This is a genomic window from Rhodoferax sp. EU05-FHT12H12 (genome assembly GCF_058791215.1).
The window spans coordinates 153,159-179,340 of the sequence record NZ_JBYTDI010000006.1; the positions used below are offsets into that span (position 1 = coordinate 153,159).

At 63.6% G+C, this 26,182-nt stretch carries 25 protein-coding genes; 14 read left to right on the top strand and 11 right to left on the bottom strand.

Going from position 1 to position 26,182, the window contains the following annotated elements; translation table 11 throughout:
- Positions 1-23 precede the first annotated feature (23 nt).
- The 3 genes from AC3WS7_RS16580 (at position 24) to waaF (ending at position 2,232) form a co-directional block, all read left to right on the top strand.
- On the top strand, positions 24-974 hold the full coding sequence (locus AC3WS7_RS16580) for a branched-chain amino acid transaminase (protein ID WP_296469418.1): 951 nt from the start codon (positions 24-26) through the stop codon (positions 972-974).
- Between the two features lie 63 nt (positions 975-1,037).
- Positions 1,038-1,238: a zinc-finger domain-containing protein gene (locus AC3WS7_RS16585; protein WP_296469420.1), complete on the top strand. Its 201-nt coding sequence runs from the start codon at positions 1,038-1,040 to the stop codon at positions 1,236-1,238.
- Positions 1,228-2,232: a lipopolysaccharide heptosyltransferase II gene (waaF, locus tag AC3WS7_RS16590; RefSeq protein WP_492657146.1), complete on the top strand. Its 1,005-nt coding sequence runs from the start codon at positions 1,228-1,230 to the stop codon at positions 2,230-2,232. Before AC3WS7_RS16585 ends, waaF begins: the two co-directional genes overlap by 11 nt.
- 309 nt (positions 2,233-2,541) lie before the next feature.
- Here the strand turns inward: waaF and AC3WS7_RS16595 are convergent, their stop codons facing one another.
- On the bottom strand, positions 2,542-3,186 hold the full coding sequence (locus tag AC3WS7_RS16595; RefSeq protein ID WP_492657147.1) for a nucleoside/nucleotide kinase family protein: 645 nt from the start codon (positions 3,184-3,186) through the stop codon (positions 2,542-2,544).
- A gap of 132 nt (positions 3,187-3,318) precedes the next feature.
- Here AC3WS7_RS16595 and AC3WS7_RS16600 point away from each other — a divergent pair, with 132 nt between their 5' ends.
- From AC3WS7_RS16600 to AC3WS7_RS16615, 4 genes are all read left to right on the top strand, one after another.
- Positions 3,319-4,305 (top strand): sugar ABC transporter substrate-binding protein, encoded by a 987-nt coding sequence (locus tag AC3WS7_RS16600; protein WP_296469424.1) that lies wholly within the window; start codon positions 3,319-3,321, stop codon positions 4,303-4,305.
- 114 nt (positions 4,306-4,419) lie between these two features.
- Positions 4,420-5,379, top strand: a complete 960-nt coding sequence (locus AC3WS7_RS16605; protein ID WP_296469426.1) for an ABC transporter permease — start codon at positions 4,420-4,422, stop codon at positions 5,377-5,379.
- Positions 5,379-6,167: an ATP-binding cassette domain-containing protein gene (locus AC3WS7_RS16610; RefSeq protein WP_492657148.1), complete on the top strand. Its 789-nt coding sequence runs from the start codon at positions 5,379-5,381 to the stop codon at positions 6,165-6,167. Before AC3WS7_RS16605 ends, AC3WS7_RS16610 begins: the two co-directional genes overlap by 1 nt.
- A 64-nt stretch (positions 6,168-6,231) precedes the next feature.
- A complete protein-coding gene (locus AC3WS7_RS16615; protein ID WP_492657149.1) occupies positions 6,232-7,482 on the top strand; it encodes an ROK family transcriptional regulator in 1,251 nt (416 codons plus the stop codon).
- Positions 7,483-7,492: 10 nt separating this feature from the next.
- On the opposite strand, the gene AC3WS7_RS16620 is transcribed toward AC3WS7_RS16615, so the two are convergent.
- From AC3WS7_RS16620 to AC3WS7_RS16630, 3 genes are all read right to left on the bottom strand, one after another.
- A complete protein-coding gene (locus AC3WS7_RS16620) occupies positions 7,493-8,767 on the bottom strand; it encodes an ATP-binding protein (protein ID WP_492657150.1) in 1,275 nt (424 codons plus the stop codon).
- A 17-nt stretch (positions 8,768-8,784) separates the two neighbouring features.
- Positions 8,785-9,501: a response regulator gene (locus AC3WS7_RS16625; protein WP_296469434.1), complete on the bottom strand. Its 717-nt coding sequence runs from the start codon at positions 9,499-9,501 to the stop codon at positions 8,785-8,787.
- A gap of 104 nt (positions 9,502-9,605) precedes the next feature.
- A complete protein-coding gene (locus AC3WS7_RS16630; protein WP_492657151.1) occupies positions 9,606-10,946 on the bottom strand; it encodes an AmpG family muropeptide MFS transporter in 1,341 nt (446 codons plus the stop codon).
- Between the two features lie 19 nt (positions 10,947-10,965).
- Here AC3WS7_RS16630 and AC3WS7_RS16635 point away from each other — a divergent pair, with 19 nt between their 5' ends.
- On the top strand, positions 10,966-11,802 hold the full coding sequence (locus AC3WS7_RS16635) for a M48 family metallopeptidase (RefSeq protein ID WP_492657152.1): 837 nt from the start codon (positions 10,966-10,968) through the stop codon (positions 11,800-11,802).
- Positions 11,803-11,827: 25 nt separating this feature from the next.
- On the opposite strand, the gene AC3WS7_RS16640 is transcribed toward AC3WS7_RS16635, so the two are convergent.
- Positions 11,828-12,619 carry an exodeoxyribonuclease III gene (locus tag AC3WS7_RS16640; protein ID WP_296469438.1) on the bottom strand — a complete coding sequence of 264 codons (792 nt, stop codon included), beginning with the start codon at positions 12,617-12,619 and terminating at the stop codon, positions 11,828-11,830.
- A 10-nt stretch (positions 12,620-12,629) separates the two neighbouring features.
- Between AC3WS7_RS16640 and pyrE the strand changes: the two genes are divergently transcribed.
- Together pyrE and AC3WS7_RS16650 are read left to right on the top strand one after the other, a co-directional pair.
- The gene (gene pyrE / locus AC3WS7_RS16645) at positions 12,630-13,313 is read left to right on the top strand and encodes an orotate phosphoribosyltransferase (RefSeq protein WP_492657153.1); all 684 of its coding nucleotides are present in this window, start codon (positions 12,630-12,632) and stop codon (positions 13,311-13,313) included.
- Entirely contained in the window at positions 13,310-13,960 is a 651-nt protein-coding gene (locus AC3WS7_RS16650) for a DUF4124 domain-containing protein (RefSeq protein ID WP_492657154.1), read from the top strand. The genes pyrE and AC3WS7_RS16650 overlap by 4 nt, the downstream gene beginning before the upstream one ends.
- Positions 13,961-14,000: 40 nt before the next feature.
- Here the strand turns inward: AC3WS7_RS16650 and gatB are convergent, their stop codons facing one another.
- Genes gatB through gatC form a run of 3 tightly spaced genes read right to left on the bottom strand, consistent with a single transcriptional unit; the run spans position 14,001 to position 17,320 of the window.
- Positions 14,001-15,488: an Asp-tRNA(Asn)/Glu-tRNA(Gln) amidotransferase subunit GatB gene (gatB, locus tag AC3WS7_RS16655; RefSeq protein WP_492657155.1), complete on the bottom strand. Its 1,488-nt coding sequence runs from the start codon at positions 15,486-15,488 to the stop codon at positions 14,001-14,003.
- A 2-nt stretch (positions 15,489-15,490) separates the two neighbouring features.
- Positions 15,491-17,008: an Asp-tRNA(Asn)/Glu-tRNA(Gln) amidotransferase subunit GatA gene (gene gatA / locus AC3WS7_RS16660; RefSeq protein WP_492657156.1), complete on the bottom strand. Its 1,518-nt coding sequence runs from the start codon at positions 17,006-17,008 to the stop codon at positions 15,491-15,493.
- A gap of 12 nt (positions 17,009-17,020) precedes the next feature.
- Positions 17,021-17,320 (bottom strand): Asp-tRNA(Asn)/Glu-tRNA(Gln) amidotransferase subunit GatC, encoded by a 300-nt coding sequence (gene gatC, locus AC3WS7_RS16665; protein ID WP_296469447.1) that lies wholly within the window; start codon positions 17,318-17,320, stop codon positions 17,021-17,023.
- A gap of 203 nt (positions 17,321-17,523) precedes the next feature.
- Here gatC and AC3WS7_RS16670 point away from each other — a divergent pair, with 203 nt between their 5' ends.
- The 4 genes from AC3WS7_RS16670 (at position 17,524) to mrdA (ending at position 22,083) form a co-directional block, all read left to right on the top strand.
- A complete protein-coding gene (locus tag AC3WS7_RS16670; protein WP_105261747.1) occupies positions 17,524-18,567 on the top strand; it encodes a rod shape-determining protein in 1,044 nt (347 codons plus the stop codon).
- 15 nt (positions 18,568-18,582) lie between these two features.
- Positions 18,583-19,503, top strand: a complete 921-nt coding sequence (gene mreC, locus AC3WS7_RS16675; protein WP_492657157.1) for a rod shape-determining protein MreC — start codon at positions 18,583-18,585, stop codon at positions 19,501-19,503.
- Positions 19,500-20,030, top strand: coding sequence for a rod shape-determining protein MreD (gene mreD, locus AC3WS7_RS16680; protein ID WP_296469452.1), 531 nt, complete (start codon positions 19,500-19,502; stop codon positions 20,028-20,030). Before mreC ends, mreD begins: the two co-directional genes overlap by 4 nt.
- A 106-nt stretch (positions 20,031-20,136) precedes the next feature.
- Complete coding sequence (gene mrdA, locus AC3WS7_RS16685) at positions 20,137-22,083, top strand: penicillin-binding protein 2 (protein ID WP_492657158.1); 1,947 nt, start codon at positions 20,137-20,139, stop codon at positions 22,081-22,083.
- 9 nt (positions 22,084-22,092) lie between these two features.
- Here mrdA and AC3WS7_RS16690 read toward each other — a convergent pair whose 3' ends face one another.
- The 3 genes from AC3WS7_RS16690 to AC3WS7_RS16700 form a co-directional block, all read right to left on the bottom strand.
- A complete protein-coding gene (locus AC3WS7_RS16690) occupies positions 22,093-22,857 on the bottom strand; it encodes a TSUP family transporter (protein WP_296469455.1) in 765 nt (254 codons plus the stop codon).
- 292 nt (positions 22,858-23,149) lie between these two features.
- Entirely contained in the window at positions 23,150-24,859 is a 1,710-nt protein-coding gene (locus tag AC3WS7_RS16695; RefSeq protein ID WP_492657159.1) for a GMC family oxidoreductase, read from the bottom strand.
- Positions 24,856-26,127: a putative Na+/H+ antiporter gene (locus AC3WS7_RS16700; protein WP_492657160.1), complete on the bottom strand. Its 1,272-nt coding sequence runs from the start codon at positions 26,125-26,127 to the stop codon at positions 24,856-24,858. Before AC3WS7_RS16700 ends, AC3WS7_RS16695 begins: the two co-directional genes overlap by 4 nt.
- Positions 26,128-26,182 lie beyond the last annotated feature (55 nt).

Genomic DNA, 26,182 nt, shown 5'->3' on the forward strand with positions numbered 1-26,182 from the left:
CCACCCCTTACAAGGACACCCTGATGAGCGTACTTCCTCCCTCCATGTCTGACCGCGACGGAAAAATCTGGATGGATGGCCAGATGGTGGACTGGCGCGACGCCAAGATCCATGTGCTGAGCCACACGCTGCACTACGGCTGCGGCGCCTTTGAAGGCGTGCGCGCCTACAACACCGTCAACGGCCCCGCCATCTTCCGCCTGCAGGAGCACACCGAACGCCTGTTCAACAGCGCCAAGATCCTGCGCATGAAGATCCCCTTCACGCAGGAGCAGGTCAACGACGCCCAGTGCGCCGTGATCCGCGAAAACAAGTTGGAGTCGGGCTACCTGCGCCCGCTGACCTGGATCGGTGACAAGAAGCTGGGCGTCTCGCCCAAGGGCAACACCATCCACCTGATGGTGGCTGCATGGCCCTGGGGCGCATATCTGGGCGAAGAAGGCATGAAGCGCGGCATCCGCGTCAAGACCAGCAGCTACACCCGCCACCACGTCAACATCACCATGACGCAGGCCAAGGCGGTGAGCAACTACACCAACTCCATCCTCGCCAATATGGAAGCCACCGACGACGGCTACGACGAAGCCCTGCTGCTGGACAGCTCCGGTTTTGTCTCCGAAGGTGCGGGCGAGAACATCTTTGTGGTCAAGAACGGCGTGATCTACACGCCCGACCTGTCGGCGGGTGCCCTGAACGGCATCACCCGCAACACCGTGTTCCACATTGCCAAGGACCTGGGCCTGGAGATTGTGCAAAAGCGCATCACGCGTGACGAGGTCTACATCGCCGATGAAGCCTTCTTCACCGGCACGGCGGCCGAAGTGACCCCCATCCGCGAACTCGATCGCATTGAACTGGGCAAGGCGGACTATGTAGGCTCGCGTGGCCCGATCACCGAAAAAATCCAATCCGCGTTCTTTGACATCGTCAATGGCCGCAACCCGAAATACGCCCACTGGCTCACGAAAGTCTGAGACTTTGCGGGTCAGACCACCCGCGCCTGCGGTGTGCGCTGACCCCAACTAGATAGGAAAACCATGACTACGATCGAACTCCTGGCAAAAGACCTGAACCACCAAGGCGGCGTGTTTTGCCCCAGCCCGGTGGCGGGCATGCAAACCTGGAACACCCACCCCAAGGTGTACCTGGATGTGGGCCGCACCGGTGAAGCCAAGTGCCCCTATTGCGGCACCGTCTACAAACTGAAAGACGGCGAGCACTTCGCGGGTGGACATTAAGTCCCTGGTTATTGCGCCCCAATGGATTGGGGACGCGGTGATGACCGAGCCGCTGATGCGCCGCTTGGCGGCGCGGGGGGAGCGCTTGACGGTCGGGGCCTTGCCCTGGGTGGCGCCGGTGTACCGCGCCATGCCCCAGGTGGCCGAGGTGGTTGACTTTCCGTTTGCGCATGGCGGCCTGCAATGGGCGGCGCGCCGTGCCATGGCCAAGACGCTGCGCGGGCGCTTCGATACCGCCTATGTCTGCCCCAACTCCCTCAAAAGTGCCTTGGTTCCCTGGTGGGCCGGCATTGCCACACGCGTGGGGTATGTGGGTGAGAGCCGCTGGGGCCTGCTGAACCAGCGCCTGCCCAACCCGCCCGAGGGCGAGCGCCCGCCCATGGTGGCGTTTTACTCCGCACTCAGCGGTGAAAGCGGGCTGGATACCGACCGGCCCCAGTTGCAACTGGCCGCTGGCGCCGCCGAGCACGCGCTGGCCGCACAGGGGCTGCCTGCCCAAGGCTTTTATGTGCTGGCGCCCGGCGCCGAGTACGGCCCGGCCAAACGCTGGCCGGCGGCCCACTTTGCCGCACTCGCCCGCCAACTGGCGCTGCCGGTGTTGCTCTTGGGGTCGGGCAAAGACGCCGCGGTGTGCGCCGAGATTGCCAGTGCGGTGAACGCCAATCAGCCCGGCCACTGCGTGGACCTGGCCGGCAAAACCTCGCTGGACCAGGCGATTGCGCTGATCGCCTCGGCCAAGGCCATGGTCAGCAACGATTCCGGGCTCATGCATGTGGCCGCCGCCTTTGGCGTGCCGCAGGTGGCGGTGTTTGGCTCGTCCAGCCCGCTGCACACACCGCCGCTGAGTGATCGGGCCACGGTGCTCTGGCTCAAGAACGACCCGAGCTACCAGCCGCCGCTGGACTGCGCCCCCTGCTTCGCCCGTGTGTGCCCGCTGGGCCACACGCGCTGCCTGAACGACATTGCACCGGCCAGAGTGCTATCGGTTTTGTAGCTATTTGCGCAATATTTACGGGCGCTAGATGCCAATTTGATTTATAAATTGGGCAGAAAAAAAAGCCACCCGAAGGTGGCTTTGTAAAGTCCCCGAAGGGACGTCGTTGGAACCTGTTGAAGGAAACCTATTGGCTGGTTTCGCTTCGATCCTTGTGAACTGTGACAGCAGCTGGGATGAATTTTCTGCCTTGCCCGGCAAAAGCGGTATCCCCCATTCGGGTGAATTTGCAGTCTTTTTTGCAAAAAAATCGCAGTTTTTGACCTGTGCCGACGGTTTTGGGCCACCAAGTCACCGCCGTCGGTCCTGTCACCCCCTGATAGTCCCGTCCGCCCGGTGCCGGCTGGCTTCAATGCGCCGTGCATTGGGTTCATCGGTCTGGGCCATCCACTGCAGCGCCTGTTCGCGCGTACGGCCAAACTGCATGTGGCGCGCCAGCAGGCGTTCTTGGCGCACAAGCGGGTCTATGTCCAGGTACCACACCTCATCCAGCAGCGCACGCACGCCAGCCCAGCCATCGTCCTCGAGCAGCAGGTAGTTGCCCTCGGTAATGACCAGGGGAGCGTCGTGCGCAATGGGAATGGCGCCCGCAATCGGCTCTTCCAGGGCGCGGTTGAAGTCGGGCGCGTACACCGTTTCACCGGCCGTTTGTTGACGAATACGCTGCAAGAGGGCGATGAAGCCCGCGCTGTCAAAGGTGTCGGGCGCCCCTTTGCGCTGGGCACGGCCCAGGCGTTCCAGCTCGGCCTGGGCCAGATGAAAACCGTCCATGGGCAGGTACTGGCTCTGGCCAGCGTACTGCGCCTGCAGCGCCTGGGCCAAGGTGGACTTGCCGGCCCCCGGCGGCGCCACGATCCCCAGCACCTTGCGCTGCCCAGTGGCGAGCAGGGCGGCTATGCGCTGCTGCGTATCGGAGGGGGATAAAAAAAGTACCGATGGCTTAGGGTTTTCCATAATTAAAGTAACTTGATTTAAATAAATGAATGGAACTATAGTCCAGCCACGCCGTGAGAGAGCGTAATTCCCGGGGGCCTGTTCCCCTGACCATCCGCCAAAAAAAGGTCGCACAGACCGAGGAGATCCCTGATGAAGAAGTCCACCCCCCTGATCCTGTCCGCACTGGCCTTGGCCGCTTCCAGCGCATTCGCTGCCGGTGAGCCTGTGATCGGCCTGATCACCAAAACCGAAACCAACCCCTTCTTCGTGAAGATGAAGGAAGGCGCCGAAGCCGAAGCCAAGAAACTGGGCGCCAAGCTGATGAGCGCCTCGGGCAAGAAGGATGGCGACACCGCCTCCCAAATCGCCGCGATTGAAAACATGACCGCCCGCGGTGCGAAGACCATCCTGATCACCTCGTCTGGCGACGCGATCCTGCCCGCCGTGAAGAAGGCGCAGGAAAAAGGCGTGCAAGTGATTGCGCTGGACAGCCCGTTTGAAGGTGCTGACGCGCTGTTTGCCACCGACAACTACAAGGCCGGTGAGTTGATTGGCCAGTACGCCAAGTCCGCCCTGGGTGGCAAGCCCGCCAAGATCGCCATGCTGGACCTGTTTCCCGGCCACCCTGTGGGCGCGCAACGCCACAACGGTTTCATGAAGGGTTTCGGCCTGCAGGCCAATGACGCCAAGTCCAACGAACTGTCCAAGACCGCCGAGACCGTCTGTGCGGCCGACACCGATGGCAACCAGGCCAAGGGCCAGACCGCCATGGAAAACTGCCTGCAGAAGGACCCCGCCATCAATGTGGTCTACACCATCAACGAACCCGCAGCGGCCGGTGCGTACAACGCCCTCAAGAAAGCCGGTAAAGAGAAGGGCGTGCTGATCGTGTCCGTGGACGGCGGCTGCGCCGGTGTGGCCGACGTGGGCAAGGGCGTGATTGCCGCCACGTCCCAGCAATACCCCCTGAAGATGGCCGCCATGGGCGTGGCCGCTGGTGTGGACTACGCCAAGGGCGGCAAAAAAGCGTCGGGCTACGTGGACACGGGTGTGACCCTGATTGCCGGCAAAGCCGTTGCGGGTGTCGACAGCAAAGACGTCAAGACCGGCACCGACCTGTGCTGGGGCAAGAAGTAAGCTGACACGGGCTCGCGCCCTGTGAGTGCCCAGGGCTCGGCGGCTGTTCCCCACAGTGCCGGGCCCTTGTTCCCTCTCTTCATTGCGCCGATGCGCGCCAACTGGTAAGCCCCTATGGCAACGAATTCTTCCAAACCCATTCCTTGGGCCCTGCTGGGGCCCTGGCTGGCCCTGCTGGCGGCCTGCGTGTTTTTCGCCACGCAATCCGACCGCTTTCTGACGGGCGAAAACCTCTCGCTGGTGCTGCAGCAGGTCATGGTGGTGGGCCTGCTGGCCATCGGCCAGACCCTGATCATCCTGACCGCCGGTATCGACCTGTCGTGTGGCATGGTGATGGCGCTGGGCGGCATCGTGATGACCAAGTTCACCATGGACCTTGGCATGCATCCCGCCCTGGCGGTGTTGTGCGGTATTGGTGTGACGGCGGCCTTCGGACTGCTCAACGGCCTGCTGGTCACACGCGTCAAGCTGCCATCTTTCATCGTGACGCTGGGCACCATGAACATTGCGTTTGCAATCACCCAGATTTACTCCGAAGCCCAAACGGTGGGCAACTTGCCCGACAGCATGACGGTGCTGGGCAACACCTTCTCCCTGGGCGGCACCTCGGTGGCCTGGGGTACCGTGGTCATGCTGGGCATGTACCTGCTGGCCTGGCATCTGCTGCGTGACACCGCAGCCGGGCGCCATGTCTACGCCGTGGGCAACAACCCTGAAGCCGTGCGCCTGAGTGGCATTTCGGTCGAGCGTGTGCTCTTGGGCGTGTATGTGCTGGCCGGGGTGCTCTACGGCATCGCTGCCTTGTTGTCGGTGGCGCGCACGGGTGTGGGCGACCCCCAGGCCGGGCAAACCGAAAACCTGGACGCCATCACGGCGGTGGTGTTGGGCGGCACCTCGCTGTTCGGCGGGCGCGGCATCATTCTGGGTTCGCTGGTCGGCGCGGTCATTGTGGGGGTGTTCCGCAACGGCCTCACGCTGATGGATGTGGCCTCGGTCTACCAGACCCTGATCACTGGCATTCTGGTCATCCTGGCGGTGGCCGCAGACCAACTCTCGCGCAAGGGAGCCCGCTGATGTCTACGCCCCCAATTGTTCTCAAGGCCTCGGGCCTGGTCAAACGTTATGGCGGTGTGACCGCTCTGGATGGTGTCGATTTCGAATTGCGCGCCGGTGAAATCCTGGCGGTGATTGGCGACAACGGTGCTGGCAAGTCCAGCCTGATCAAGGCCCTGTCGGGTGCCGTGGTGCCCGACGAAGGCACGATGGAGCTGGATGGTCAGACGGTGCACTTCCGTTCGCCGATCGATGCCCGCCGCCACGGCATCGAAACCGTGTACCAGGACCTGGCCGTGGCGCCCGCCATGTCGATTGCCGAGAACCTGTTTCTGGGTCGCGAGCTGCGACGCTCGGGTCTTCTGGGCAGCGTGTTCCGTTCGCTCGACAAAAAACGCATGCTGGATGAAGCCATCTCGCGCATGAACGACCTCAAGGTCGGCATCCGTTCCATGACGCAGGCGGTGGAGACGCTGTCGGGCGGCCAGCGCCAGTGTGTGGCGGTGGCGCGGGCGGCCGCCTTTGCGCAACACGTGGTCATCATGGATGAACCCACCGCTGCGCTGGGCGTGAAGGAAGGCAATATGGTGCTGGAACTGATCCGCCGCGTGCGCGACAAGGGCCTGCCGGTGATCCTCATCAGCCACAACATGCCGCATGTGTTTGAGATTGCGGACCGCATCCACATCCAGCGTCTGGGCAAGCGGGCCTGCGTGGTCAACCCCAAGGCGATCAGCATGAGCGACACCGTGGCGGTGATGACAGGGGCCAAAGCGGTGGAAGACCTGCCGGCATCGGCACTGGCCTGAGCCGGCGCGGCGCGCCAAAAAGTTTTGGCGGGTGGGGCGCTTCATGGGTCAAAATCGCCTCACCATGAACTTTGCTGACAATGCACCTGTCTCACGCCCCGACACGGCGGGGGCCGCCTCGCCACCGGTCTTGCGGCCCCGCGGTTCCAACCATGTGGGCATGCGCCAGTTCAACGAGCGGGTGGTCTTGCACGCCATCCGCCTCAATGGCAGCCTGCCCAAGGCCGACTTGGCGCGCCTCACCGGCCTGACCGCCCAGACCATCGGCCTGATCACCACGCGCCTGGAAGACGATGGCCTGCTGATCAAGCAGGAGCGCGTGCGCGGCCGGATTGGCCAGCCCTCGGTGCCCATGGCGCTGAACCCGGATGGGGCCTTTGCCCTGGGCATCAAGATTGGCCGGCGCAGCGCGGACTGGTTGCTGGTGGACTTTACGGGGGCGGTGCGGGTGCGTGAAACCCTGGCCTATGACTTTCCCGATGCCGAGACCTTGTTGCCGGTGGTGCAAAGCCGCATGCGCGCCATCCAGGACGGCCTGGGTGCTCTGGCCCCGCGTTTGGTGGGAGTCGGTGTTGCGGCACCGTTTAATCTGGGCGGCTGGCACAAGATGCTGGGCCTGTCCGAGGCGGTGTCGGACCAATGGAACCATATCGACTTGTGCGCACAGGTGCAGGCCATGACAGAGGCCCCCGTGAGTTTTGCCAAGGACACGTCGGCTGCCTGTGTGGCCGAACTGGTGGCGGGCCGCGGGCGCGATCTCAAGAGTTTTTTGTATTTGTTTGTGGACACCTTTGTGGGCGGGGGGCTGGTACTCAACTCCCACTTGCATGGCGGGATCCATGGCAACGCGGGCGCCGTGGCCTCGCTGCCGCTGCAGGTGGCCACGCCCGGCAGCATGCCCGAACAGCTGATTGCCCATGCCTCGCTGTGGGAGCTGGAGCAGCATTACCAGGCCGCGGGCCTGGATCCCAGTGCAGCCTATGACGACCGCGCCATGTTCGCGCCCTTTGTGGTTCACACCGATGCCTGGATTCGCAGTGCTGCCTTGGGCTTGGCCCAGTGTGTGGTGAGTGGCACCGCATTTCTGGACATTGATGCGGTGGTGATCGACGGCTCGTTTTCGCGCAGCATGCTGCAACGCCTGATCGAGGAAACCGGCCAGGCCCTGCGCCGCTACAACTGGGAAGGCCTGTGGCCTGCCACCGTGATCGCGGGCAGCATGGGCTCGGACGCACGGGCTTTGGGCGGCGCCCTGTTGCCGCTGCACGAGAACTTTGCCCCGGATCGCGACCTGTTCCTGAAAGCCGCGTCCTGAGTCGCTGCGATTAGCGGTCGCCGGTAGCTGCCTGCAGCGGCAGACGAATCTCAAAACAAGCACCACCATCGGGCCGGTTGCGGCAGGTGACCGTGCCGCCATGGCGCTGGGTGATGGACTTGACCAGCGCCAGGCCCAAGCCCACGCCGCCCTCACGCTCGGAGGCACCGGGCAGGCGGTAAAACGGTTCAAAAATCCGGTCTTGCAAAGCCTCGGGCACGCCGGGGCCGCGGTCACACACTTGCAGGGTGGCGTGGGTGCTGTCTTGGGCCAGCACCAGCGTGACATCGCCCGCGCCATAACGGCGTGCGTTTTCCAGCAGGTTGCGCACGGCGCGGCGCAGCAGCTTGGTGATGCCAGGCACCGCCAGGGTGGCGGTGGCGGTGTCCAGCAGCGCCTGCGTGCGTGCACACTCCTCGGCTGCCAGGCCGACCAGGTCCACCGATTCGATGGTGCCCATGTCTGCCTCTTTGGCGTCCAGCCGGCTGGCCAACAAAATCTCTTCAATCAACTGGTCCAGCTCGCTGATGTTGCGTGCGATCTCGGCCTTGAATGTGGGGCTGGGGTTGCTGCCCATCAGCTCCATGCCCATGCGGATGCGCGCCAATGGCGAACGCAGCTCGTGTGAGGCGTTGGCCAGCAGGGACTTTTGGGATGCCAGCAAGGCCTCGTGCGACTGCACCAGGCTTTGCACCTGTTGGGCTGCATGGTTGAAGCGGGTGGCCAAGAAGCCAACCTCGTCATCACCCCCCAACGGAACGCGGGCGCTCAGGTCGCCGTCACCCCAGCGCTCCACGCCTTGGCGCAGGGTTTCCAGTCGCCGTGTCAGGCGGCGAACAATCGGGTACGTGCCCAGCGCCACGGCAATCCCCACCAAGCCCAGCGTCCAGAAGAAGCCAAACGGGGCTCGCAGGCTGGATGCCGGGGGGCGTGGCAGGTGCATGTGGACGGTTTGGCCATCCTGCATGCGCACCAGGAATTCGGGGCCGCGGCCGAAGCGGCCGGGCAGGTCGTCATCAGGCGGTGCGTCCAGCTCGGGCGGTGGTGGCGGTGGGCCCCCCGCGCTGCCAAGGGCTTCCTTGTCCAGTGGCTCACCGCGTTGCAGGGGGCGGCGCAGGCGTGCGTGGCCGCTGCCAATCACCTCGCCGGCTTCGTTGCGCACCACCACTTCGCGCAATGGCGGCTCGGTCGTCAGGCGCCAGGCCCAACCCACCAGCAGGGTGAGCACGGCCACGGCCAGTACCACGGCCAGCCAGATACGCACATACAGTTGCTTGAAAAACATGGAAGGGAAAACCAAGCTTAGTCTTGCTGCCGCGCAAACACATAACCCACGCCACGCACCGTGAGGATACGTTTGGGGTCTTTGGCGTCGGCTTCGATGGCGGCACGGATGCGGCCCATGTGCACGTCGATGGAGCGGTCAAAGGCTTCGAGTTCGCGGCCGCGCACGGCTTCCATGATCTGGTCGCGCGTGAGCACGCGCCCGGCGCGCTCGGCCAGTGCCACCAGCAGGTCAAACTGGTAGGACGTGAGCTCGCATGGTGCGCCCGAGACGGTCACGGTGCGTGCGTCGCGGTCAATTTCCAGGCTACCAAAGCGCAGCGACTTGCCGCTGGGGGCGGTGGTTTCTGTCTTGCGGCGCAGGATGGCCCGGATGCGGGCAAGCAGTTCGCGCGGCTCAAAGGGTTTGGGCAGGTAGTCGTCAGCGCCCAGCTCCAGGCCGATGATGCGGTCCATCGCGTCGCCTTTGGCCGTGAGCATGAGGACCGGCACGCTGGAGGCCGGGGCAGGCAGCGCGCGGATGCGGCGGCACACCTCCAGGCCGTCGATGTCGGGCAGCATCAGGTCCAGGATGACCAGCTCCGGCACCGCCCCGGCGGGGGGCTGGGTCAGGTGGCCCAGGCCGCTGAGGCCGTCGCCGCAGTGGCTGACAGCAAATCCCGATTGCTCCAGGTACTCGGCCACCATGGTGGCGAGGCGGGCGTCGTCTTCGATCATGAGCAGGTGTTGGCGCATGGCCGCAGTCTATCGCCAGGCCCCCCTTGCCGTATACCGGCGGTTTGTCGGGTGGGTAAAGTTAGGTAAATGACGCTATCAAATTGATAGCTATCCGCGTACTATCAATGGGGGCTAGGAGGTGTTTTGATGCGTGAAGCCAACCATACCAACAGCAAGACCGGTGCACCCAGGCACGCAGTGGCCGTGAAGAAGCTGGGGTAGCCGAAGGAGTCGACAAACTGCCCCGAGAAGCCCGCCAGAAACTTGGGCAGCAAGAGCATCATCGAGCTGAACAGCGCGTACTGGGTGGCCGAGTACTGGACATTGGTGAGTGACGACAGGTAGGCGATGAAGGCCGCGCTGGCAATGCCGCTGGAGAGGTTGTCGGCCGAAATGACCAGCACCAGCGCGCTCAGGTCGTGGCCGCGTGTGCCCAGCCAAGCAAACAGCAGGTTGCTGGCCGCACTGAGCACGGCACCCAGCATCAGCACCCGCATCACCCCCAGTCGCAGGGCCAGCACGCCGCCCACGAAGGCGCCCAGCAGTGTCATTGCCACCCCAAACCCCTTGCTGATGGCGGCGACTTCGTCCTTGCTAAAGCCCATGTCCACATAGAAGGGATTGGCCATGATGCCCATCACCACGTCGCTGATGCGGTAAGTGGCAATCAGCCCCAGGATGAGCGCTGCGTGCCAGCGGTAGCGGCCCACGAAGTCGGCAAAAGGCGCAATGAGCGCACCGTGCAGCCATTCGGCGGCATTGCGGGCCGGGGGCAGCGCCTGGCGTGCGGGTTCCCGCGAGAGCAGCACGGTCAGTACGCCGGGCAGCATGCTGGCGGCCATCACCAGGTAGGCGGTGCGCCAGGCGCCATATTGGTACAAGGCTGCGTTGGGCACTTCGGCGCGTGCGGCAATCCACAAGGCCCCAGCTCCGGCCCAGATCATGGCCAGGCGGTAGCCCGCCTGGTAGGTGGCGGCCAATGCGGCCTGGTGTTCGGTGTCAGCGGACTCGATGCGGAAGGCGTCCAGTGCAATGTCTTGCGTGGCAGAACCAAAGGCCACCGCTACTGCGCACCAGACCATGGGTGCAAGCGCCAGCGTGGGGTCGGTCAGCGCCATCATCACCAGCGCGGCCATGATCACCGCTTGCGACAGCAGCAGCCAGCTGCGCCGCCGGCCCAGCAAGCGGGTGAGCACGGGGATTGGCAGGCGGTCCACCAGCGGCGACCAGACCCATTTGAAACCATAGGCCAGGCCCACCCAGCTCAGAAACCCGATGGTGGTGCGGTCCACCCCGGCCTCGCGCAGCCAGAAGCTCAGTGTGCCAAATACCAGCAGCAGCGGCAGCCCCGCCGAGAAGCCCAGCGCCAGCATGCGCAGCGAGGCGGGTTCGGCATAGACCTTGAGCGTGGCAAGCCAGCCCATCGGTGCGGGGGGAGGTGGGGAGGAGTGGGGCGCTGTCATGCGGGGAATAATAGCGGCCATGACCTTGCGCATTTCTCACCATCTCTCCGGGCCTGTGCTGGGCCTGGTCCTGTCATTGGGCGTCCTCTGTACCGCGGGGGCACAGACGCGCGAAGGTGTGAATGTGGGTGGCAATTCAGCCTTCAGCAAACTGGTACCTGCCGAACAGGTGGAACAAGCCGCCGCCCAGCAGTACGGGCAGATGCTGGCCAAGGCACAGGACCAGAACGCCCTGGCGGGGCCGAATGACCCGCAGGTACGGCGCCTGCGCGCGATAGCCCACAAGATCATTCCGTTTGCCAACGACTGGAATGACCGCGCCAAGAGCTGGAAGTGGGAGGTCAACCTGATGGGTGCCAACCAGATCAATGCCTTCTGCATGCCCGGCGGAAAAATTGCGTTTTATACCGGCATCCTCGACACCCTCAAGCTCACGGACGACGAGGTGGCCATGGTCATGGGGCACGAAATTGCCCACGCCTTGCGTGAGCATGCGCGTGAGCGCATGGGCAAAAACGCCGCGACCGGCCTTGGCGCCAACCTCTTGAGCCAGGTGCTCGGCCTGGGCGATATTGGCCAGACAGTGACCCAGTACGGTGCCCAGCTATTGACCCTGAAGTTTGGCCGGGAGGACGAGTCCGAGGCCGATCTGGTCGGCATGGAGCTGGCCGCCCGTGCGGGTTACAACCCACGCGCAGCGGTCAGCCTGTGGCAAAAAATGGGCACCGCCAACAAGGGCGCACCGCCCGAATGGTTGTCCACCCATCCATCGGGCAATGCCCGCATTGCGCAGATTGAGGCCAATTTGCCCCAGGTGATGCCGTTGTACGTGCGGACCCGCAAGGCCAAGCCCTAAACGCCAGCGCGGCCCTGGCCCCGTTTTACAGCGTGAGGTCGTAGTCCAGGGTGATGGGCGCGTGGTCCGAAAACTTCTCGGCCTTGTAGATCTGGTGGCCCCGGGCCAACGCGGCCAGCGCGGGCGTCGCCAGGTGGTAGTCCAGGCGCCAGCCCACGTTCTTGGCATAGGCCTGGCCTCGGTTGCTCCACCAGGTGTAGCAATCGTCGGTGGCGGTAGGCTCCAACTGGCGGTACACGTCCACCAGGCCGCCGTCGGTGAGCAGGGTGCTCATCCAGGCCCGCTCTTCCGGCAGGAAGCCGGAGTTCTTTTTGTTGCCTTTCCAGTTCTTCAGATCGATCTCCTGGTGCGCGATGTTGATGTCGCCGCAGAGGATGAATTCGCGCTCCTGGCGCAGGGCCTGCAGGTGGGGGTAAAACTCGGCCAAGAAACGGAACTTGGCCTGCTGCCGGTCTTCGCCGGAAGACCCGCTGGGGAAGTAGGCACTGATGAGCGAGAACTTGCGCTGGGGGGTGTCAAAGCGCAGTTCCACATAGCGGCCCTCGGCATCAAATTCGGGGGAGCCGTAGCCGATACGCACATCGCTGGGGGCATGACGGGTGTAGACCGCTACGCCCGAGTAGCCCTTTTTCTCGGCAAAGTGGAAGTGCCCCTGCAGGCCACTGAGTTGCTCGAATTTGCCCGCTACATCGGCCGCCTGGGCCTTGACTTCTTGTACACAAATACAATCGGGCCGCGTTGTGGCAAGCCAGGCCTCCAGCCCTTTGCTGGTCGCGGAGCGAATGCCGTTGAGATTGAGACTGCTTAATTTGAACAAGGAAACCCCCATGTCGGACCGTGACCCATTGGCCCTGGAATTCGTGCAATTTGCTGTGGAGTGTGGGGTGCTGCGCTTTGGCGAGTTCAAAACCAAAGCCGGGCGCATGAGCCCCTACTTTTTCAACGCGGGCCTGTTTGACGACGGGGCCAAGCTGGGGCGTTTGGCCGAATTCTATGCCCAGCGCCTGCTGGCCAGCGGCATCGAATTCGACATGGTGTTTGGTCCCGCCTACAAGGGCATTCCCTTGGGGGCGGCGGTGGCCATTGAGCTGGCGCGCCGGGGACGCAACGTGCCTTTTGCCTACAACCGCAAGGAGGCCAAAGACCATGGCGAAGGTGGCACCCTGGTGGGGGCGCCCCTGAAAGGCCGGGTGCTGGTGATTGACGATGTGATGTCGGCCGGCACGGCGGCGCGTGAGTCGATTGCCATCATCCAGGCTGCAGGCGCCACGCCGCATGCGGTGTGTATTGCCCTGGACCGCCAGGAAAAAGCCACCGAGAACGGCCAGGATGTGCCTTACAGCGCCGTGCAATACGTACGTAACCAGTTGGGGTTGCAGGTCTGTGCAATTGCGAAGCTGGGCGATTTGATGCAGTATCTGGCGGCGCGCCAGGCATCCGGTTCGGATGCCGACCACCAACGCGTGTTGGCTTACCGCCAGCGATACGGTGTGGATGAAGGAGACGCATGAGGATTTATTGCCGTTTGGCCCTTGGGGCCATCACCGTCGCTGCCAGCGGGATGGTGTGGGCCCAGGCCCAGCCTTTGCCAGGGGGGGTGTACACCTGCGTCGATGCCAAAGGCCGCAAGCTCACGGCGGACCGCCCGATTGTGGATTGCATAGACCGCGAACAGAAGGTCTTGAATCCCAGTGGCACGGTGCGCGCCAAAGTGGGCCCTTCGCTCACAGCCCAGGAGAAGCTGGACCTGGAGCAAAAGGAAAAACGCGAGGCGGAGGAGCGTGGCCGGCTCGCCGAAGAAAAACGCCGCGACCGTGCGCTGCTGACCCGCTATCCGAGCAAGGGGGTGCATGACCAGGAGCGTACAGAGGCGCTGGCCCAGATCGAGGCAGTTGCCAAAGCCGCCACCACGCGCCTGAACGAACTCGTGCGCCAGCGGGTGGCGATTGACGAAGAAATGGAGTTCTACAAAAAGGACCCGAACAAAGCGCCTGCCTATGTGCGCCGCCAACAGGAAGAAAACGCCCAGAGCCAGAGCGTACAAAAACGGTTTATTGCCGAACAGGATGCAGAGGCTCGCCGCCTGAATGCACGGTTTGATGACGAGCTGGTGCGATTGCGCCAGCTCTGGGCGCTGACGGCACCCGCCAGCAAGTAAAAAAGGCCTCGCAAGAGGCCTTTTTTGTGGGTGGTGCGGTTTACGCCAGCTTGCTGCGCAGCAGCTCGTTGACCTGCTGGGGGTTGGCCTTGCCCTGGCTGGCCTTCATGATCTGACCGACCAGCGCATTCAGCGCCTTGTCGTTGCCGGCCTTGAACTCGGCCACGTTTTTGGCGTTCTTGTCGATCACCTGCAACACGATGGCTTCCAGCGCGCCGGTATCGTTCATCTGCTTCAGTCCCTTGGACTCGATGACGGCATCCACCTCGGTTGCACCGTCCCACAGTGCGTCGAACACCTGTTTGGCGGCACTGTTGGAGATGGTGCTGTCGCTGATGCGCGTGATCAGTTGGCCCAGCGTCTGAGCGGATACGGGGGACTGTTCAATGGACAGGTCTTGGGCATTGAGGCGGCGTGCCAACTCGCCTGTGACCCAGTTGCTGGCCAGCTTGGCCTGGCCGCTGGCTTTGGCGGCAGCTTCAAAGTAGCCGGCGAGCGCCAAGCTTTGCGTGAGCTGGGTCGCATCGTACTCGCTCAAACCATAGCTGGCCTGGAAGCGCGCCGCCATATTGCGTGGCAATTCGGCCATTTTGCCGCGTACTTCCTGCACCCACTGCTCCGAAATACAGAGCGGTGGCAAGTCTGGGTCAGGGAAATAACGGTAATCGGCCGCGTCTTCCTTGGTGCGCATGGCACGGGTTTCGCCGGTGTCGGGGTTGAACAGCACGGTGGCCTGCTGGATCGCGTGGCCGTCTTCAATCTGCTCGATCTGCCAGCGCACCTCGTAGTCGATGGCCTGCTGCATGAACTTGAAGCTGTTGAGGTTCTTGATCTCGCGGCGCGTGCCCAGGGGGCTGCCGGGCTTGCGCACCGACACGTTGGCATCGCAGCGGAACGAGCCTTCCTGCATGTTGCCGTCGCAGATGCCGATCCAGGTCACGATCTTGTGCAGCTCCTTGGCGTAGGCCACGGCCTCGGCACTCGATCGCATGTCGGGTTCGGTCACGATCTCCAGCAGCGGCGTACCGGCACGGTTCAGGTCAATGCCGCTTTGGCCAATGAAGTCTTCGTGCAACGATTTGCCCGCGTCTTCTTCCAGGTGGGCACGCACCAGGCGCACCGACTTCTTCTCATCGCCGAGGAAAAAATCGACCGCTCCCCCTTGCACCACCGGGATCTCGAACTGGCTGATCTGGTAGCCCTTGGGCAGGTCGGGGTAGAAGTAGTTCTTGCGCGCAAAGATGCTGCGCGGTGCAATGTGCGCGCCAATTGCCAGACCGAACTGGATGGCGCGTTCAACCGCGCCCTTGTTCATCACGGGCAGTGTGCCGGGCAGGGCCAGGTCCACCGCGCAGGCCTGGGTGTTGGGTTCGGCGCCAAAGGCGGTGCTGGCGCGCGAAAAAATCTTCGATGCGGTGGAGAGCTGGGCGTGGGTTTCAAAGCCGATGATGACTTCGTAGCCATGCACCAGCGGGCCAGTCGGGCGGCCCTGTTGTTGTGCTTCAAATGTGTTCACGGTCTCGCTCATGGTCAGAATCCTGCGGGCTTGGCCAGGTGGTAATCGGTGGCTTGCTGGAAGCGGTGGGCGGCGTTGAGCAGGCGTGCTTCCTGGCAGTAGTTACCCAGCAGCTGCATGCCAATCGGCATGCCCTTGTCGGCCTCGGCCTCGGCAAAACCCACGGGGATGCTCATGCCCGGCAAGCCAGCGAGCGAGCCCGACAGGGTGAAGATGTCGGCGAGGTAGTTGGCCACGGGGTCGTCGGATTTTTCGCCAATTTTCCACGCCACCGTGGGGGCGACGGGGCCGGCAATCACATCGCAGTCCTTGAAGGCGTTCTGGAAGTCGTCGGCAATCATGCGGCGGATCTTTTGCGCCTGCAGGTAGTAGGCGTCGTAGTAGCCGTGGGACAGCACATAGGTGCCGATCATGATGCGGCGCTTCACCTCGTCGCCAAAACCTTGGGCGCGGGTCTTCTTGTACATGTCGGCCAGGTCACCATGGTCCTTCGCGCGGTGGCCGAACTTGACACCATCAAAGCGGCTCAGGTTGCTCGACGCTTCGGCTGGCGCAATGATGTAGTACACCGGAATCGACAGCTCGGTACGCGGCAGCGTGATGGGCACCAGCTTGGCGCCCAGGGCTTCGTATTGCTTGAGTGCGGCGTCCACGCTGGCACGCACATCGGCGCTCAGGCCATCGCCAAAAAACTCTTGCGGGATACCAATGCGCAGGCCTTCAATCGAGTCGTTGAGCTGGCGTGCAAAGTCTTCGCCCGGCACGTCCAGTGAGGTGGAGTCGCGATCGGGGTCCGGGCCGCACATGGCCGAGAGCAGCAGCGCGCAGTCTTCGGCGCTGCGGGCCATTGGGCCGGCCTGGTCCAGGCTGGAGGCAAACGCCACCATGCCGTAGCGCGAAGCGCGGCCATACGTGGGCTTGATGCCGGTGATGCCGCAAAACGCGGCGGGCTGGCGGATGGAGCCGCCCGTGTCAGTGCCGGTGGCGGCGGGGGCCAGGCGCGCGGCCACGGCGGCCGCACTGCCACCCGAGGAGCCGCCGGGAATGCGTGCGGTGTTCCAGGGGTTGCGCACCGGCTGCACGGTGTCGCTGCCCACTGGGGCGATGGCAGAGTTTTCATTGCTGGAGCCCATGGCGAACTCGTCGCAGTTGAGCTTGCCCAAGGTCACTGCACCGGCCTGGGCCAGCTTGTCGACCACGGTGGCGTCAAATGGCGAGCGGTAACCCTTGAGCATGCGCGAACCTGCCGTGGTGGCGAAGTCGCGCGTCACAAAAATATCCTTGTGTGCGATCGGCACACCTTCGAGTGCGCCTGCCGTGCCTGTGGCAATGCGGGCGTCGGCCGAACGGGCTTGGGCCAGCGTGGCGGCCGTGTCGGTGGCTACAAAGGCGCCAAGTTCTGCATGGGCGGTGCCGCGCTGCAGAAAATATTCGGCAGCTTCGACTGCGCTGAGTTGCTTGTCGCGCAGGGCCTGGGCCAGCGAACGCACGCTCAGGTCGTGCAAGGCGGTTTGGGAAAATGAAGTCGACATACGGGGATCTGCTTATTCGATGACTTTGGGAACCAAGAACAGGCCGCGCTCTACCGCGGGAGCGCTTTTCTGATTGGCTTCCCGTTGGTTGGGCTCGCTCACGGCGTCCTCGCGCAGGCGCAGCACGATGTCCTGGATGGCGGCCACGGGGTGGGACAGGGGCTCCAGTCCGGTGGTGTCCACAGCGCGCATGGTTTCCACAATGCTGAAAAAGTCGTTCATTTGGGTCTGCAGGCGCGCGGTTTCGGCCGGGGCCAGTTCCAGGCGTGCCAAATTGGCAATGCGGGCGATGTCGGAAGATGTCAGGGACATGGGTGTAGAAGAGTTGAAACCAAGGGTAAATCGTGTCAGGCCAGCGGCTTTTGCACGAGTTATTCACAGGCGATGGGGTATTATCCTGCCTTTGGTAAAAGTGCCGCGGATACGCGGACTTTGACGCCAAACTTACACATTTAAACCGCAAAAAACATGGCGATGGACGGCCGAAGTGCCCTCCGTGCCTGAGAGGAACCGTAATGCTTGGAGCTTTTCGTCGGTACTTTTCTACCGACCTGGCGATTGACTTGGGTACCGCCAATACGCTGATTGTGGCGCGTGGACAGGGTATCGTTTTGAACGAACCGTCAGTGGTTGCGATTCGCCACGAGGGCGGTCCCCAGGGCAAAAAAACCATCCAGGCGGTGGGCAAGGAAGCCAAGGCCATGCTGGGCAAGGTGCCCGGCAACATCGAAGCCATCCGCCCCATGAAAGACGGCGTGATCGCCGACTTCACCGTCACTGAGCAGATGCTCAAGCAGTTCATCAAGATGGTGCTGCCTCGTGGTGTCTTGAAGCCGAGCCCCCGCATCATCATTTGTGTGCCCTGTGGCTCCACCCAAGTCGAGCGCCGCGCCATCCGTGAGTCCGCTTTGGGCGCCGGTGCCAGCGATGTGTACCTGATTGAAGAGCCCATGGCTGCCGCCATCGGTGCCGGCCTGCCGGTATCTGAAGCGTCCGGCTCCATGGTGGTGGACATTGGTGGCGGTACCACCGAAGTCGGTGTCATCTCGCTGGGTGGCATGGTCTACAAGGGCTCGGTGCGTGTCGGTGGCGACAAGTTCGATGAAGCCATCATCAACTACATCCGCCGCAACTACGGCATGCTGATTGGTGAGCCCACCGCAGAAGCCATCAAGAAACAAATCGGCTCGGCCTTCCCCGGTTCCGAAGTCAAGGAAATGGAAGTGCGCGGACGCAACCTGTCCGAGGGCGTGCCCCGCAGCTTCACCATCTCGTCCAACGAAATCCTGGAAGCGCTGACGGACCCGTTGAACAACATCGTGTCGGCCGTCAAAAATGCCTTGGAGCAAACCCCGCCTGAGCTGGGGGCCGATATTGCCGACCGCGGCATGATGCTCACCGGCGGTGGTGCCCTGTTGCGTGACCTGGACCGCCTGCTGGCCGAAGAAACCGGTTTGCCGGTGCTGGTGGCTGAAGATCCTCTGACCTGTGTGGTGCGCGGTTGCGGCATTGCGCTGGAGCAGATGGAGCGCCTGGGTTCCATTTTCACGAGCGAATAACGGCCGGACACAGCGATGCCGCTCGGTACGCTGGACAGAGATCCTCCTCCCTTCTTCCGACAGGGCCCTTCGGCCCTGTCCAAGTTGGCCGTCTGCAGCGCCTTGGCGCTGTTTCTCATGGTGGCTGATGCGCGCTTCAAAGTGATGCAGCCCCTGCGCGTGGTGCTGGCCACCGCGCTCTACCCGGTGCAGTGGCTGGCCCTGCAACCCGTGGTGCTGGTGCAGTCTGCGGCGACCTACTTCACCACCGTGGCGTCTGCCGAGTCGGCCCAGGAAGAGGCCCGCAGAAAACTCAGCCTGCAGTCCCTGCGGGCCAACCAGGTAGAGCAGCTGGAGCTGGAAAACCAGCGCTTGCGCAAGTTGCTGGACCTGTCGCCGCGCCTGAGTGCACCGGCCAAAGCCGCCCAGGTGCTGTACGACGCGGCGGATCCCTTCACACGCAAAGTGGTGATCAACAAGGGGCTGATGCACCAGTTGACCTTGGGCTCGCCGGTGCTGGACGAGATGGGCGTCATCGGGCAGGTCACGCGTGTGTACCCGGCCATGAGCGAAGTCACCCTGATCACCGACCGGGACCATGCGATTCCGGTGCTCAACGCGCGCACCGGTGCACGTGGGGTGGCATTTGGTGACACCTCCACCCACGCGGATGCGCTGGAGTTGCGCTACATGGCGGCCAACGCGGACGTGGCCGTGGGCGACCTCCTGACCACCAGCGGGGTGGACGGCGTGTACCCGCCGGGCCTGCCGGTGGCGCGCGTGGAAAAGGTCGAGCGCCAGGTGGACGCCGTGTTTGCCCGCATTTACTGCGTGCCGCTGGCCATGGTGTCTGGTACCACCCATGTGCTGGTGTTGGACCCGCTGTCAGACCAGTTGCCCGCCCGCCCCGTTGCGGATGCGTTGGCGGCGTCGCCCAAAGGAGCAGGCTTGCGATGATCATGCGTCCGGGTCAGCAGCTCTTGCTGCCTGCCAACCCCCTGTTTATTTGGGGCAGCGTGGTGGGCGCGCTGCTTCTCAATATGGTCAACAACATGGGCCTGTGGGGGCGTGTGGCCTGGGCGCCCGATTTGTTGGCCGTGGTGTTGGTGTTCTGGACTGTGCACCAGCCGCTGCGCGTTAGCATCGGCGCCGCCTTTGTGTTCGGCCTGCTGATGGATGTGCACCAAGGCGGCCTGCTGGGCCAGCATGCCATGGCCTATACCGTGCTGAGTTTCTTGGCCATCACGGTGCATCGCCGCTTGTTGTGGTTTACCGTGCCTTCGCAAGCGGCCCAAGTGTTCCCTTTGTTCTTGGCGGCCCATGCCCTGGAGCTGATGCTGCGCCTGATGGGGGGGGGCACATTTCCGGGCTGGTGGCTGCTTTTGGCGCCAGTATTGGAGGCGGCGTTGTGGCCCGTGGCCAGCGTGCTGCTGCTGGCTCCACAACGCCGTGCGCCGGATCCCGATGCCAACCGTCCGTTGTGATGTGGCCCCCACGCTTGCCACTGCGTGTGCTGCGCTGCCCCCCGAGGGGGCTGGTTCGCCTTGGGGCGGCCCAGCGGCGAACCGGTTTGACCATCGCGGCTAAACCATGACCGAGTTGCGCAACGTCCAGGCCGACCTGGCCCGCTTTCGCACCCGTGTCTTCGTGGTCAGTGTGGTGGTGCTGTGTTGCTTTTTCTTGCTGGCCCTGCGTGTGGCGTATTTGCAGGTGGTGCGTCACGACGACTTGCGGGCGCAGGCGGAGAGCAACCGCACGTCCATCGTGCCCATCGTGCCCAACCGTGGCCTGATTGAAGACCGCAATGGGGTGGTGCTGGCGACCAACTACTCGGCCTACACGCTGGAGGTCACGCCCTCCAAGACCGGTGGCGTGGAAAAAACCATCGACGAACTGGCCAGCGTGATCGACATCACGCCGCGCGACCGGCGCCGTTTCAAGAAGCTCATGGAGGAATCCAAGAACTTCGAGTCCCTGCCGATTCGCACCCGCCTGACCGATGCCGAGGTCGCCCGTTTTGCGGCGCAACGCTTTCGCTTCCCCGGTGTCGAGATCAAGGCCCGCTTGTTCCGCAGCTACCCCTACGGCGAGCTGGCCAGCCACGTGATTGGGTATATCGGGCGTATCAACCAGTCCGAAAAAGAGAAGATCGAGGACAGTGACGACCAGGCCAACTACCGCGGGACCGAATACATCGGCAAACTGGGGGTGGAGCAGAGTTTCGAGTCCACGCTGCACGGCCTGACCGGGGTGGAGCGGATTGAAACCTCGGCCGGCGGGCGCGCCGTGCGCAAACTGGCCAGCAACCCGTCCACCCCCGGCAATGTGGTGGTGCTGTCCATTGACATCAAGCTGCAGAAACTGATTGAGGACATGTTTGGCAGTCGCCGGGGGGCGTTGGTGGCGCTGGACCCCAAGACCGGTGAAGTGTTGGCTTTTGTCAGCAAACCGACGTTTGACTCCAACCTGTTCGTCGAAGGCATTGACCAGGAAAACTGGCAGATGCTCAACGAGTCCATCGACAAGCCACTGCTCAACCGCGCACTGCGCGGCACCTACCCACCGGGCTCCACGTACAAGCCTTTCATGGCCCTGGCCGCGCTGGAGACCGGCACACGCACGCCGCAAACCCTGGTCAATGACCCCGGCTTCTACATGTTTGGCGGCAACCGCTTTGGTAGCCCCGAGAACGAGAAGGGCGGCATCATGGACATGCGCCGCGCCATTGTGGAGTCCAGCAACGTCTACTTCTATTCCTTGGCCAATGAGCTTGGCGTGGACACCATGCATGACTTCATGAAGCCCTTGGGCTTTGGCCAGCACACGGGCATCGACATCCACGGTGAAGTGCGCGGCGTCTTGCCCAGCCAGGAATGGAAGCGCAAGTACTACAAGCGCCCCGAGCAGCAAAAGTGGTATGCCGGAGAAACCATCTCATTGGGCATCGGGCAGGGCTACAACAGCTTCACCATGTTGCAACTGGCGCAGGCCGTGGCCATCGTGGCCAACAACGGGGTGAAACACAAACCCCAGTTGGTGATCGCCACCCAGGATGCCAGCACCCGTGTGCGGGTGCCAGTGCCCCCTGAACCGCCGGTGGACCTGGGCTACAAGCCCGAGAACGTGGCGGTGATCCGCGATGCCATGGTGGGGGTCACGCAGGGCGGAACCGGCACCCGCGTGTTTGCGGGCGCCGGGTATGTGAGTGGTGGAAAAACCGGTACAGCGCAAGCCGTGAGCCTGGGGAAAAACCAGAAGTACAACGCGTCAGCGATGGAGGAGCACCAGCGCGACCACTCGCTGTATGTGGCCTTTGCCCCGGCAGCAGACCCCAAGATTGCGTTGGCGGTGATTGTGGAGAACGCAGGCTTTGGCTCTGCCTCGGCCGCGCCCATTGCACGCCGCGCCTTCGACTACTGGCTGTTGGGCCAGTACCCCAGCGAAGAAGACCTGGTGGCGGTGAGCAAAGGGCAGGCTGGCGCCCCGCTAGGCAAGCCCCGCGTGGCGGCCGACTTGCCCTGGCCACCCGCCCGTTAAGTCGCGAGCCTAGAGGCTACGCAGAAATGCGTCGTAGCCGGTTTTGAGGATCAGTGCCGACACCACCACGATGAACATGCTGCGCACAAAACCCGTGCCGTGTTTGAGCGCCAGATGGGTGCCGGCCAGGCTGCCCAGCACATTGGCGACGGCCATCACCACCACAAAGTGCCACCACACATGGCCCTTGAGCGTGAACAGAATGAGGGCGGCGAGGTTGGATGCGGTGTTGAGCAGTTTGGCGCTGGCTGACGCGTTCAAGAAGTCATACCCCAGCACACGGACCAACAGGAACACAAAAAAACTGCCCGTGCCGGGACCAAAAAATCCGTCGTAGAAACCAATGACGGCGCCAATCGCGCAGGCCACCAGCGCCTCGTGTTGCCCGGCAAATCGGGGGGTGTGGTGGCGTCCCAGGTCTTTTTTGACCAGGGTGTAGGCCAGCACCAGCACCAGCACCAGGGGCAGGGCCTTGCGCAGGTGCTCGGGTGACACCACGGTGACCAGCCAGGCCCCCCCCAGCGAGGCCAGAAAACACACGGCCGCTGCCGGGGCGATGGCATGCCACTGCATCTGCACCCGGCGTTGGTACTGCACCGTGGCAAAGGCCGTGCCCCAGACCGAGGCGCCCTTGTTGGTGCCAAACAGCGTGGCGGGGTGGGCGTTGGGGAAGGTGGCAAACAGGGCGGGGGTCAGAATCAGGCCACCGCCGCCCACAATTGCATCGACAAAACCGGCCAGCAGCGAGGCCAGCGTCACAACAATCAATTCCATGGAGAGATTGTCGCATCCGGTTTGGTTGCGGATTCTGCTATCAAATAGGGAGCTGGTTGCGCATATTCCATGCGAGCTGCAGGCCAAAATGGCATAAAAAAAGCACCGGGGTTGCCGGTGCTTTTGTAAATCTGCATCGTGGTGTGCAGGGTTTGTTGTTGGTTTTAGCCGTCTCCTCGGCGTCGTTTCAAGCTTGGTCTGGGTAGACCTCGCAGTTGCTGTCAGGTCTGCGTTGACATGCAATGTAGCCGCCCTGTGGGGGCCGCGGCATCGGGACAAACCCTCTACTGTTTCAGCGCGTCGCATCCTCCGCAATCCATTGCGCGGCCTTCTCCGCAATCATCAGCGTGGGGGAGTTGGTGTTGCCGCTGGTGATGAGGGGCATGACACCCGCATCCACCACGCGCAGGCCCGCTACACCCCGTACCTTGAGGCGGCTGTCCACTACCGCCATCGGATCGTCTTCACGGCCCATCTTGGTGGTGCCCACGGGGTGAAAAATGGTGGTGGCAATGTCCCCGGCCAGCTGGGCCAATTCCGTGTCGCTCTGGAACTGCACGCCGGGCTTGTACTCCTCGGGCTGGTACTTGGCCAGTGCGGGCTGCGCCACGATCGTGCGCGTCACGCGCAGCGAGTCGGCGGCAATCTTGCGGTCAGCCTCGGTGCTCAGGTAGTTGGGCGCAATCGCCGGGGCGTCTTTGAAGTCAGCCGTCTTGATCTGCACGGTGCCACGGCTGGTGGGGTTGAGGTTGCACACACTCGCAGTGAAGGCGTTGAAGGTGTGCAGCGGTTGGCCAAATGCGTCCAGGCTCAGCGGTTGCACGTGGTACTCGAGGTTGGGGTGGGCTTGGTTGGCGTCGCTGCGTGTGAAGGCGCCGAGCTGGCTGGGCGCCATGCTCATGGGGCCACTGCGCTTGAGGGCGTACTCCAAGCCGATTTTGGCTTTGCCCCACAGGCTGTGGGCCTGGGTGTTGAGCGTGGGGGTGTTCTTCACCCTGAAGACCGCGCGGATCTGCAAATGGTCTTGCAGGTTGGCGCCCACACCGGGCGTGTCTTGCACCACGCTCACGCCCCGTGCCTGCAGCAGGTCGGCCGGGCCCAGACCCGAGAGTTGCAGGATTTGCGGGCTGGCCACGGCACCTGCGCACAGCAGCACCTCGGCGCGGGCCGTGGCGGTGACCATCTCGCGACCATCCCACACCTGCACACCGGTGCAACGCAGGCCCGCGCCTTCGGCTTGCGGTTCCACCACCAGCTTGGCCACCTGGGCACTGGTCCACAGCTCGAAGTTGGGGCGCGCGTAACACATGGGGCGCAAAAAGGCCTTGGCCGTGTTCCAGCGCCAGCCGGCCTTCTGGTTCACTTCAAAGTAACCCACGCCCTCGTTGCTGCCGCGGTTGAAATCGTCGGTGGCAGGAATGCCGGCTTGGGTGGCGGCTTGGGCGAACGCGTCCAGCACATCCCAGCGCAGGCGCTGTTTCTCGACCCGCCATTCGCCACCGGCCTGGTGGTGGCGCAGCACGCGGCGGTAGTCGGTGCCGCTGTCGTGCAGCAGCGCGGAGGGGGTGCCCTTGGCCCCGTGCAGGGCATCGGCACCCTTGTGGTGGTCTTCGTGCAGCTTGAAGTAGGGCAGGCTGTTCTCCCAGGTCCAGTTGGCGTCGCCGGTCAGTTGGGCCCATTGGTCGTAGTCGCGGGCCTGGCCGCGCATGTAAATCATGCCGTTGATGCTGGAGCAGCCGCCCAGCGTCTTGCCGCGCGGGTAACGCAGGCTGCGGCCGTTCAGGCCTGCCTCGGCCTCGGTGTTGAACAACCAGTCGGTGCGCGGATTGCCAATGCAGTAGAGGTAACCGACGGGGATGTGGATCCAGTGGTAATCGTCCTTGCGGCCGGCCTCGATCAACAGCACGCGTTTGGAGGCGTTGGCGCTCAGGCGGTTGGCCAGCAGGCAGCCGGCTGTGCCCGCGCCGATGATGATGTAGTCGAAGGTGGTGTCGTTGGTCATAGCAGCAGGAAAAAGGCGGCAGTCACCGCGGTAGGAAGCAGGGCGCCCAGCAGCAAGCCGCCGGCACCGATGGACTGGTCTTGAAAGCCCGCGCGCAACAGCGCCACGCCGGCCGGGTTGGGGGCATTGGCAATCACGGTCAGGCCACCGCCCGCCACAGCACCGGCCACCAGCATGTACTTGGCCGGGTCCGAGATACCGACGATCAGCGAGCCTAGGTAGGTCAGCGCTGCGTTGTCGGTCACCGCGGTAAGGCCCAGGGCGCCAAAAAACAAGGCGGTCGGTGCCAGGCTCTCCACAATCGGTTGCAGCCACCACTGCTGCATGCCGCCCAGCACCACCAGCCCGGCCAGAAAGAAGCCGACCAGCAGCCCCTCTTTCAGGATCAGCGGGTTTTGGAAATGGGCATAGGCTTGGGTGTAGCCCAGAAAAAACAGGAACAGTCCCAGAAACAGCACCGGATGGTGGGCCAGCACCACCACGCCCGCCAGAAAGGCCAGGTGCACCGCGCTGACCACCCAGGGAATGGACACCTCCGCGGTGCGGGGCGCGGGTAGCGCTGCGCGCAGGGGCTTGCGCAGTAGCAGCACCATCACCGTGGCGTTGAGCAGCACCGCCAGCGCGGCCTTCCACCCAAACGTGCTGGCCATGAACGCCGTGTCCCACTGCCAGGTGGCGGCGACCATCAGCACCGGGGGGGCGGCATAGGCCGTGAGCGTGCCACCGATGGAGATGTTGACGAACAGCACACCCAGCGCGGCGTATTTCAGACGCTCGGGCATGGCCGGGGTGAAAAGCAGGGGGGCCAGCATCAGCGCGGCCAGCGTCATGGCGGCCGGCTCGGTCACTAGCGAGCCCAGCAGGGGCACCACGGCCAGGCCGAGCCAGGCCAGTGCCAACGGCCGGGGGAGTGGCAGCAGGCGGGCCAGCAGGTTCATGCTGCGGGCCACCACGTCCAGCACCGGGCGTGAGGCCGCCACCACCATCACCACACACACAAACAGCGGCTCGGTGAACTGGCGCGACTCGGCATACGCAATCGCCGGGCCGCTGCCCGCCACCAGGGCCATGCAGGCAATCAGCACAAAGGCCCAAAAGCCAAACACCACCTCTACCTCGCCCAGCAAATGGAACAGGCCTGCGTGCTTCGGGTGTCGGTGCGCCAGCCCCTCGAAGAACTTGGCGCCAAAGGTGTGCAAGAGTGCCGCGCCAAAAAGCACGGCAGCGATTTGGTGCATCAGGTCGCTGTGGATCAATTCGGTGCCCATGGTTCAGGTGCCCGCAGGGAGGCCACCGGGCGTTTGTTTTTGTGGGCGTCTCTGG